This is a genomic window from Microcoleus sp. PH2017_34_RAT_O_A, assembly GCF_020737885.1.
Taxonomy (GTDB): Bacteria; Cyanobacteriota; Cyanobacteriia; order Cyanobacteriales; family Microcoleaceae; genus Microcoleus.
In genome coordinates this window covers 63,120-71,221 of sequence record NZ_JAEQDD010000016.1, presented here as the reverse complement: position 1 = coordinate 71,221, position 8,102 = coordinate 63,120, and the positions used below count along the sequence as shown (strand labels likewise).

The 8,102-nt window shown below is 45.6% G+C and carries 8 protein-coding genes; 5 read left to right on the top strand and 3 right to left on the bottom strand.

What is annotated here, in order from left to right:
• Positions 1-205: 205 nt before the first annotated feature.
• Positions 206-1,669 (bottom strand): protoporphyrinogen oxidase, encoded by a 1,464-nt coding sequence (gene hemG, locus JGK11_RS08260; RefSeq protein ID WP_293211223.1) that lies wholly within the window; start codon positions 1,667-1,669, stop codon positions 206-208.
• Between the two features lie 106 nt (positions 1,670-1,775).
• Between hemG and JGK11_RS08255 the strand changes: the two genes are divergently transcribed.
• On the top strand, positions 1,776-1,901 hold the full coding sequence (locus JGK11_RS08255; RefSeq protein ID WP_293177952.1) for a hypothetical protein: 126 nt from the start codon (positions 1,776-1,778) through the stop codon (positions 1,899-1,901).
• Positions 1,902-1,986: 85 nt separating this feature from the next.
• Here the strand turns inward: JGK11_RS08255 and JGK11_RS08250 are convergent, their stop codons facing one another.
• Both JGK11_RS08250 and JGK11_RS08245 read right to left on the bottom strand, forming a co-directional pair.
• Complete coding sequence (locus JGK11_RS08250; RefSeq protein WP_293152247.1) at positions 1,987-2,241, bottom strand: DUF2811 domain-containing protein; 255 nt, start codon at positions 2,239-2,241, stop codon at positions 1,987-1,989.
• A 737-nt stretch (positions 2,242-2,978) separates the two neighbouring features.
• Complete coding sequence (locus JGK11_RS08245) at positions 2,979-3,638, bottom strand: class I SAM-dependent methyltransferase (RefSeq protein WP_293196533.1); 660 nt, start codon at positions 3,636-3,638, stop codon at positions 2,979-2,981.
• A 31-nt stretch (positions 3,639-3,669) separates the two neighbouring features.
• On the opposite strand from JGK11_RS08245, the gene JGK11_RS08240 reads away from it, so the two are divergent.
• From JGK11_RS08240 to JGK11_RS08225, 4 genes are all read left to right on the top strand, one after another.
• Positions 3,670-3,909 (top strand): hypothetical protein, encoded by a 240-nt coding sequence (locus JGK11_RS08240; RefSeq protein ID WP_293177946.1) that lies wholly within the window; start codon positions 3,670-3,672, stop codon positions 3,907-3,909.
• A 491-nt stretch (positions 3,910-4,400) separates the two neighbouring features.
• Complete coding sequence (locus tag JGK11_RS08235) at positions 4,401-5,672, top strand: transposase (RefSeq protein ID WP_293177943.1); 1,272 nt, start codon at positions 4,401-4,403, stop codon at positions 5,670-5,672.
• 187 nt (positions 5,673-5,859) lie between these two features.
• Complete coding sequence (locus tag JGK11_RS08230) at positions 5,860-7,938, top strand: ATP-binding protein (protein ID WP_293177940.1); 2,079 nt, start codon at positions 5,860-5,862, stop codon at positions 7,936-7,938.
• On the top strand, positions 7,931-8,086 hold the full coding sequence (locus JGK11_RS08225; protein WP_293191230.1) for a hypothetical protein: 156 nt from the start codon (positions 7,931-7,933) through the stop codon (positions 8,084-8,086). Before JGK11_RS08230 ends, JGK11_RS08225 begins: the two co-directional genes overlap by 8 nt.
• Positions 8,087-8,102 lie beyond the last annotated feature (16 nt).

Below are 8,102 nucleotides of genomic sequence, written 5' to 3'. Positions count from 1 at the left end.
TATTCCTGTAGTTTTAGGACTGTGGACTAAAATTACTAACGTAGATGTCTAACATTGACTACTTTTGGGTAGCTTTGTCCAGGTTTTTACGAGCGGTTGGTTAACCAATATCTTCGATTGACATCCAGATATTTGTAAGCCAACCCTTCCCACGCGCTAGATCGAGTGCTTGTGGCTCACCCGGAGCAACTCAAAACTATCGATACTATCCGTTCAAATACTCGTCCACTTCTTGAGCCCGCTCAAAACCTCTCCGCACGCAATCTCCCAAAGCCACACCGCCAAAGTAGTTGGTGCACAAATACAGCCCCGGCAAAGATTTTAAGCCCCGATCGATCTGTTGCAGGCGATCGAAATGACCCAAATTGTACTGAGGAATCGCCCGCTTCCAAATTTTCACAGTCAACACTTTCGGCTGCGCCGCCTCCGGCTTCAGCAAAATCTGAGACAAATCTCGGTGCACCTCCCCAACAATTTGTTCGGCGTCAAGATTGCCAATTCCCGAATCAGTAGCCCCGCCGATATAACTGGTGAGAGTTTGCCAGCCCGCAGGCGCGCGATCGGCAAATAAACTCGATGTCCAAATCGTCCCCAGAGTGCGAATTCCCTGCCCCCTCGGAATTAAATTTCCAAATCCCACTAATTTACCCTTGAGATCCGAGATCGGATATGCCAATACAACGGAGGCAACCGTAGGATAAGTAAAAGCTTGTAAAGCGCTGCTAACGGACGGTTGCAGAGGCTCCAACAACTCGGCTGTAACATAGGCCGGTGTTGTCAAAACTACGGTTCGGGCCTCAACTTCCTGCTGTCCGTCGGGCGTAGAAAATACAGCTATGTAAGTGTCGCGTTCCGTGCGATCGAGTCGAGTCAGGTGCCAGTTGAGTTTCAGTCGATCGCCCAAGTTCGCAGCGATCGCCTCTGGCAGAGCCTGCAACCCCCCTTTAAACGAACCCAACTCCCCCGGCTTAGTCTTCGGAATATTCGGGTCTGCAACAGTCTTTAGCCCCCCCTTGGTAAGGGGGGGTTGGGGGGGTCTTTTCCTAGCAGAAAGCAGCGCCCCCGCCACCAGCCCGCCACCCGCATCAGCCATCTTTGTTACCCGGCCAAAAGCAGCCGCCGCGCTAAGTTGTTGGGGATCCCCCGCATAAACCCCAGACACAAAAGGTTCCACCAAGCGCTGCATCACTTCCTTTCCCAGATGACGGCGGAAAAATTGAGAAACAGTTTCCTCATCACCCTGCTGCGAAAGTTGAGAACCCATTGCCGGCCCCACAAACCCCAAAGCCCCGAACAGCGCCCGCAGTTTCCCCGGAAAACTCAGCAACTGAGACTGAATCATCGCCCCAGGAGTCATCGGCACCGGTTGCAGCTTCTTTTCCCAATAAACAAAACGAGGCAATTTGCGATCGGCAAAAATCAACTCCTGCTTCAAACCGACATCCACAGCCAACTTCAGCAACTCCGGCGTCGGCGAAAAACTATTCGGGCCCTCCTCCCAGAGAAACCCCTCCCCTGTCGCAGTCGTGATATTCCCGCCCACACGTCCCTGACTCTCAGCCACCAAAATCGCCCGTGGCGATGCACTCGTTGCTTCTTTTTGAAGTGCGTGCGCCAAACTCAAACCGCTAATCCCCGCACCCACAATCAAGGTATCTAAAACTTCCATGTTACATATATAAAAATATCGCAATCTTTATGTTACATGGGTTTGCACGGCTTTCGCTCTTTGCTGGGCATACCGCAAAACCGCTTGCAGATTAACGAATTGGGAATTGGGAATTGAGAATCGGGAATTGGGAATTGGGAATCGGGAATCGGGAATCGGGAATCGGGAATCGGGAATTGGGAATCGGGAATCGGGAATTGGGAATTGGGAATCGGGAATTGAAAATCGGTAAATTCTCCCGTATTTCTAAAGCATTTTTCTCAAAAATTGTCGATTAATCTTCCCCTCTCCCCCTCTCCCCCTCTCCCTCTCTTTAACTAAAAAGGACTTACATTATTGCTGTGCAAGTCTTGAGGCGATTGAAACAGAGTTTCCAGATAAACCCTGGCAGCTTGGCGGTAGCTGCGGGAAGCTTCCGGCGTACCGCTATCGGCATTCTGCAACAAAAACAGCGACAGGGAGGCGGAGAATACTCGATCGAGATCCCATTCGGGATGAGTTTCCAGGTAAATTTTGAGAGAATCGTGCAGCGTTTCGGGAATTTCGGCAAAAATACTGACTGTTGGGTTCATCATTTTTTAGTCTCGCTAATAAATTGAAAATAGAACCCCCTTTTCGGCCGGATACAGGTACAGGCACAGCCGAAATCAGAGCGCTTTTTTTAGGTCGGTCGCATCATTGTGCGTATCAATAGGTGGGTTTGTCAATGTTGCAAAATATTACAAACTCCTTTATGTAAAAAAAAGATTTACGCAAAAATAAGCCTTTTGAGGCTTTTTTGTTACATAAGTTTACATATGAGAGGTTTATATCAGGGATTTGGCAAGAGGTTAACGAAATCCCCAATTCCGCAGCAAGATCCGACCGTACCGTTAATTTCTGTGGAAAACTTTTTGAAATCTGTGGAAAACCTCAGACTTGCCTGTGGAAACGCTGTGGAATGTTGAGGGAAAAGTCAGGGAAAAAATAAGAATTGCAAAGGCGATTAATGGGTCATGGGTCATGGGTCATGGGTCATGGGTCATTGGTCTTTTCAGGCATTTTCGCCCGATCGAGCCCGATCGAACTTGCACCCCCGACCCGACAATATAGCCTTTCTCAAAAAGATGAGGTACATAAGGCATAGGCCTGGAGTGGCTTCCGTGGGCATACTTTACTTTTTCGAGAACCGCCATAGCCTTTCGAGCGCCAAACGCCAACAGTCATTTTATTTTTGAATCTGAAATTTATCTTTTACTTGGACTGATGGCTGATTGTCAATTAAGGAAATTAATTCGGCTGACTGAGCGCCACTAAAAACAATAAAAGTTTATAGATTTTCAGGTTTTTCTTTGAATTTACTAGAACATAGCATTGATTTCCAAAGATAGGGACACCGACCAGCAAATTTAAAATTAATGTCGGTATATCCTTCTGTAGTCAATAATTTAGTCAGGGTCTTTACTGAAAAGAATTTAATGTGTCCGTTGTCCCAAAGCACGGTAAAATGTTTTTCTAACTTGCCGGAAATAGCTAATATCAGGTTTTTTAAATAGCCGTGATAGGGTGTGGAAATAATTAGCATCCCTCCCGGCTTTAGACATAATTTGGCATTTTTAGCCAGTTCTTTCGGATAAAGTAAGTGTTCGATTACTTCAATGGCTAAGACAACATCAAATGAGTTCAGCATATCGGTATCGGGGAGTTCATAAATATCTGCTTGGATAAACTGACACTCTGGGAAACTTTGACGGGAGATGGCAATTCCGGGTGCAGAAGTGTCAACGCCGACAACTTCGCAGCCGTACTCTGCGATGACGTGACTGAGGCTGCCATTGCCACAGCCGAGATCCAAAACTCGGAGTTTTGTCGGGCTGGCATCCTGAAGTGTCGCCAGCATTTCTAGAAGGGGAGATACCAAATAAGCGTGATGATATCTGGGACGGTTGTTTGTGTAATAATACGTATAATTGGTGGAGTTTTTTTTCATCGCTCTATGAGACTATTGTCGAGGTCGCAAATTGACGTGGCGTGGATGCACTGTTTGGGCTAATGTTCGTCAGAATTACGGTTGTGAGAGTCGATCGGCGACTCGATCGTCTCATTGTTTGACAGGTAAATTATTGTTACCGCATCAATCCTATGTCACAAAAAATCTTTCCCAGGGTGCAAAATCTCGCATCGCCCATTTGATGGGGTATCCCTCGAAGGCATTCGCGACCCAAAGTGCGATCGAGCCAGAAGTCTCTCTCGATCGCTAGCCCGAGACACAAGTTTTTGCCTCTTACCTTCGGTCGCAACCGTGCATCTATGCCATTCTACCTTCAACCCACTGCCGTCTGTCAGCCTGAAAGATTTTACCCCTGGGCGATCGGCTGCAAATCGAGCCGAGAATTGAAAATGGAAGTGTGATTCAAATCACAGCCATTTGCCCAACAAATTGCTGAGCATCTTTAAGTAAAGACTGGTCACCAGACGTGCAAAATTTCTGCCTAAATCCCTCAAATCTCCGTATCTCGCTCCCATTATTGCAGCCATTCATCCAATTTTTGTCTCAGACGGTTGTGCCAATCCCCTCTCGCCTTTATTTTCGATCTCACACCTACTTTTACATTGGCTTGTAGTGGAATTTTATCAAATGGTTCTTCATTGTGTGGGAGGAAACCTAATCTATTGTGCCTTTTGAAAGTCATTGACATTTTCTATTAGCTGTTGATATATTTGCAGATATACCTGCAAATAGGGTAAAACAATGTACAGTCTGAAACAAGAGCTAAAACTGAATAATAAAGAACGCTCTTTGCTAGATGGCTGTGCAAGTTTGGCGAGGCTTGTTTATAACTTGCGATTATCCATACTAACCCAGTCATGGCAATTTGAAGAAATCAAAGCCAGTGATTCTCAACAATTAGCTGATATTCAGAAAGTCTTTACCAATCAGGTAAAAATCAAGCCTGAGTATGCTTGGATAAAAGGCTATCCATTAGCTATCTATCCATCAGCACTGAATAATTTAGGTAAAGCTATCCAAGGGTGGCGACTAGGTAAATCAGGCTTGACTCGATTCAAATTTAAAAAGAAAGGTGATAGTTTCACCAGCAAAAACAAATCAGGAGTATATCCTGCAAAGGGTGAAGCAATGATGCCATTTACTAATCGCCAAGTCCGACTCAAGAGGAAGCAAAGCACAATCCCTGGTTTGGAAAAATTCAGACTCAAGCAACCAATAGCATTTGTGAGTTATAGCAAAACATTCACTATCTCTAGGGCAGCAGACAAAGGGTTGGTCTCCTGGAATCTGCCTGTTGATGACAAAAATTTACACAGAGTGCATCAAGTTCAGACTGTTGGTGTTGACTTAGGTGTCAAATGCTTTGCCACGTTGTCAGATGGCTTATTCACGATCGCACCACAAATCCTGAAAATATCAAAAATCAAGTCGATCAAGAATCGGTGGTACAACCGCAACCAGAAATCAGGGAACCGTACTCAAACAATTAGAGCATCTAACAATGGCTGGAAATACTACCAAAAATTACCAATAAAACCCGCAGATATTGCTAACCTCAGACGAATTTTGGGGCAAAAAAAAATAACAACTGATATTATCAGCCGAAAATACTACCAGATTCGGATTGAAGACCTCAATATCTCTGGCACGATCGCTAATCAAAAATTAGCGATCGACCTGGAGAGCTTAGGTATTGATGAATTCCGCAGAATTTTGACCTACAAAGTGGCATTTTGGGGAACCAAGGTAGAACTGGTTGACAGGTGGTCTCCTTCGTCTAAAACCTGTTCTTGCTGTGGCAATATTCAGCAAATGCCTCTCAAGGAACCTGTATATAGCTGCGATCGATGTGGTGTTTCCCTCAATTGCAATCTAAATGCAGCAATAATTCTGGAAAATGCCCGCCAGAGCATTGTACCTGAGGCAAGCGCCCAATTAAGGCCTGCGAACAACAAGATGCCGTCATCCTTGGTTGAAGCAGGAAGCAAACGTCAATTTAAGCCAAATGCTTGATTTGAGTAAGTTTTGTGTTGCACACTTAGAATCGAGATTACTACAGTGGCTTCTATAATTGTGTTTAAATGTTGTTTTGAAGCTGTGTTGTCTGGTCAGCAGGGCACCCTAGACCGATTCGCGCTTTCCGTCTGGTTGATTGCACTATGGTCGCTGTTGGTGTTGCACCTTAATTTTGATATGTCCTATGGTTAAGTTAGGTCAATCCTCCTTTCGCCGTATTTTACTGTCGCGGATTTTGTTGCTCAGCGTACCTGTTCTACTGGTGGGGGAGTATGTTACCTATCGCAAGGCACGCTCGACGCTTCTGGAAACTGCTCGTCTAAACTTGACAGAAAGTGCAGTCAGAAAAGCAGAAACTATTGAACAGTGGTCGAAATCGCTGAAGTCCAATCTGATCGGCGCTTCGGAAAACTCAATGTTGCAGTCTGTAGAGCCGAAGGATTATCAAAAGTTTATCGCGCAATTAGGGCAGCGGTTGCCAGCCCAGGTTGATTGCTTGCAATTGACTAATGTACAGACAAATCAAGTGATAGCTAGCACTTGCGGGCAGCAGCCGATTCAGTCGCTACCTGCCAAGTTTTGGCCGCCTGTGCAGCAGCAGCAAACTCTGCTGGATGACAAGAGCGTTTACATCAGTCTGTCGTGGCCTCTCCAGCGACAGGGAAAAGCCAGCAGCAAGAAGGTGGCTTCGGGTGGTGAGGATTTTCCAGATGCGAGTAAAGAAGCTCGCGACAGCCAAGTTAGTTTGGTGCTGAGCGCTCCAGTTTACACTCGTCGGGGCAACACCCGGCAGTTGAGTTATGCTTTGAGTTTGCAGTCGGCCCTGCCGGTGCAAACCAGTGCTCCGAAGGGTTCTCTAGCTGGCTATACGGTGGCGATCGACCAAGATGGGACGATTTTGGCGCATCCGAATATCAACCGCGTGGGCCGCAATATCGATGCTGAGGCAGATGCCGATCGACTAAAAAGTATTCTCAGAAGGGCGATGGCTGGCGGACAGGCTTTTCTCCACCTATTTTCCTTTGAAAGAAATGGCGTAGAGTTGCTAGCAGGATACGCTGCTATCCCGAGTCCTTCAACTAGAAAGGAGAACAGCAAGTGGATTATTTTAGCTGTCTCTCGTTTAGATTATGCTCTGTCAGGTTTGGAAGAAATTCAGCAAGTTTTATTTAATTTAATTGTGGGTTTGGTTGCTGCTAGTATCATCGCGACTTTATATCTGTCTCGCGACTTAGCGCGTCCTTTGGAAAAACTGAGAGACTACGCGCAGACAGTGGATACAGCAGAAGCGCCCCTAGCAGTGCCGGAAAATTTTCAAATTAGAGAATTTAATCAACTATCAGAAGCTCTCAACAGCATGGTGCAGCGCCTCAGAACCTGGGCAGGAGAATTGGAAATCGCAACCAAGGAAGCGCAAGTTGCCAATCAGTTAAAAAATGAATTTTTGGGAAATATTTCTCACGAATTGAGAACGCCACTCAACGGAATTATTGGTTTTATTCAAATTGTGCGTGACGGCTACTGCGATGACCGAGATGAAGAGATGGAGTTCTTGCAGCGCGCCCATGACTCTTCAATGCAATTGCTCAATATTATTAATGATATTTTGGACATTGCTAAAATAGAATCCGGCACTTTCTCCCTGATGTTAGAAGTAGTTGATATTACTCAGGTACTTGAAGACGCGATTGATTTGCAAGCGGCTCAAATTGAGGAAAAAGGTTTAAAATTAAACTTGCCACCTGCTCACGATCCGATTATTGTTCATGCGGATCCGGAGAAGCTAAAACAGGTATTTTTAAACGTGTTGAGCAATGCCGTTAAGTTTACAGAGTCGGGCAGCATTAGTATATCTGTGCGGTTAGAAGCCAGGACTAATTCTGGTAGTTTTAACGGGAGTGTGCCGGAAAATGCGTTAGCGCAGCCCTCGGAGAGGATCGCCAACAACACCCAAAGCGATTGGGTTGTGGTGACAATTAAAGATACCGGAGTTGGTATAGATCCCGAGCAGCAGCAGAAATTGTTTCAACCTTTTGTGATGGCGGATGGTTCTACAACTCGCAAGTTTGGCGGTAACGGTTTGGGCTTGGCTATCTCCCGAAGGATCATGGAATCTATGATCGGAAGCATTACCCTGCACAGCGCGGGTGTGGATCAAGGTACTGCGGTGATGATTTCTTTGCCTGTCAATCAGCAGTCAAGTTTTTATTTTCACAGCCCGGACTTGGTAAAGGAAAAGGGAAATTTCAAAAGTTATGACTGATATTATGTCTGGTGAATTACAAAAAATGTTGGTAGTGAGGAATGGGAGTCCTCGGATTTTTATGAGGACTCGCATTCCTCACTACAAACCAATTTTAGGGCGATCGTTCCAACGGACATATAGCCTTTCTCAAAAAGATGAGGTATGACTGACATCTTGTATAA

Coding starts and splice junctions, on each gene's coding strand:
- JGK11_RS08230 (WP_293177940.1), top strand. CDS start 5,860: ATGGTTAAGTTAGGTCAATCCTCCTTTCGCCGTATTTTACTGTCGCGG.
- JGK11_RS08235 (WP_293177943.1), top strand. CDS start 4,401: ATGTACAGTCTGAAACAAGAGCTAAAACTGAATAATAAAGAACGCTCT.
- JGK11_RS08250 (WP_293152247.1), bottom strand. CDS start 2,241: ATGAACCCAACAGTCAGTATTTTTGCCGAAATTCCCGAAACGCTGCAC.
- JGK11_RS08225 (WP_293191230.1), top strand. CDS start 7,931: ATGACTGATATTATGTCTGGTGAATTACAAAAAATGTTGGTAGTGAGG.
- hemG (WP_293211223.1), bottom strand. CDS start 1,669: ATGGAAGTTTTAGATACCTTGATTGTGGGTGCGGGGATTAGCGGTTTG.
- JGK11_RS08245 (WP_293196533.1), bottom strand. CDS start 3,638: ATGAAAAAAAACTCCACCAATTATACGTATTATTACACAAACAACCGT.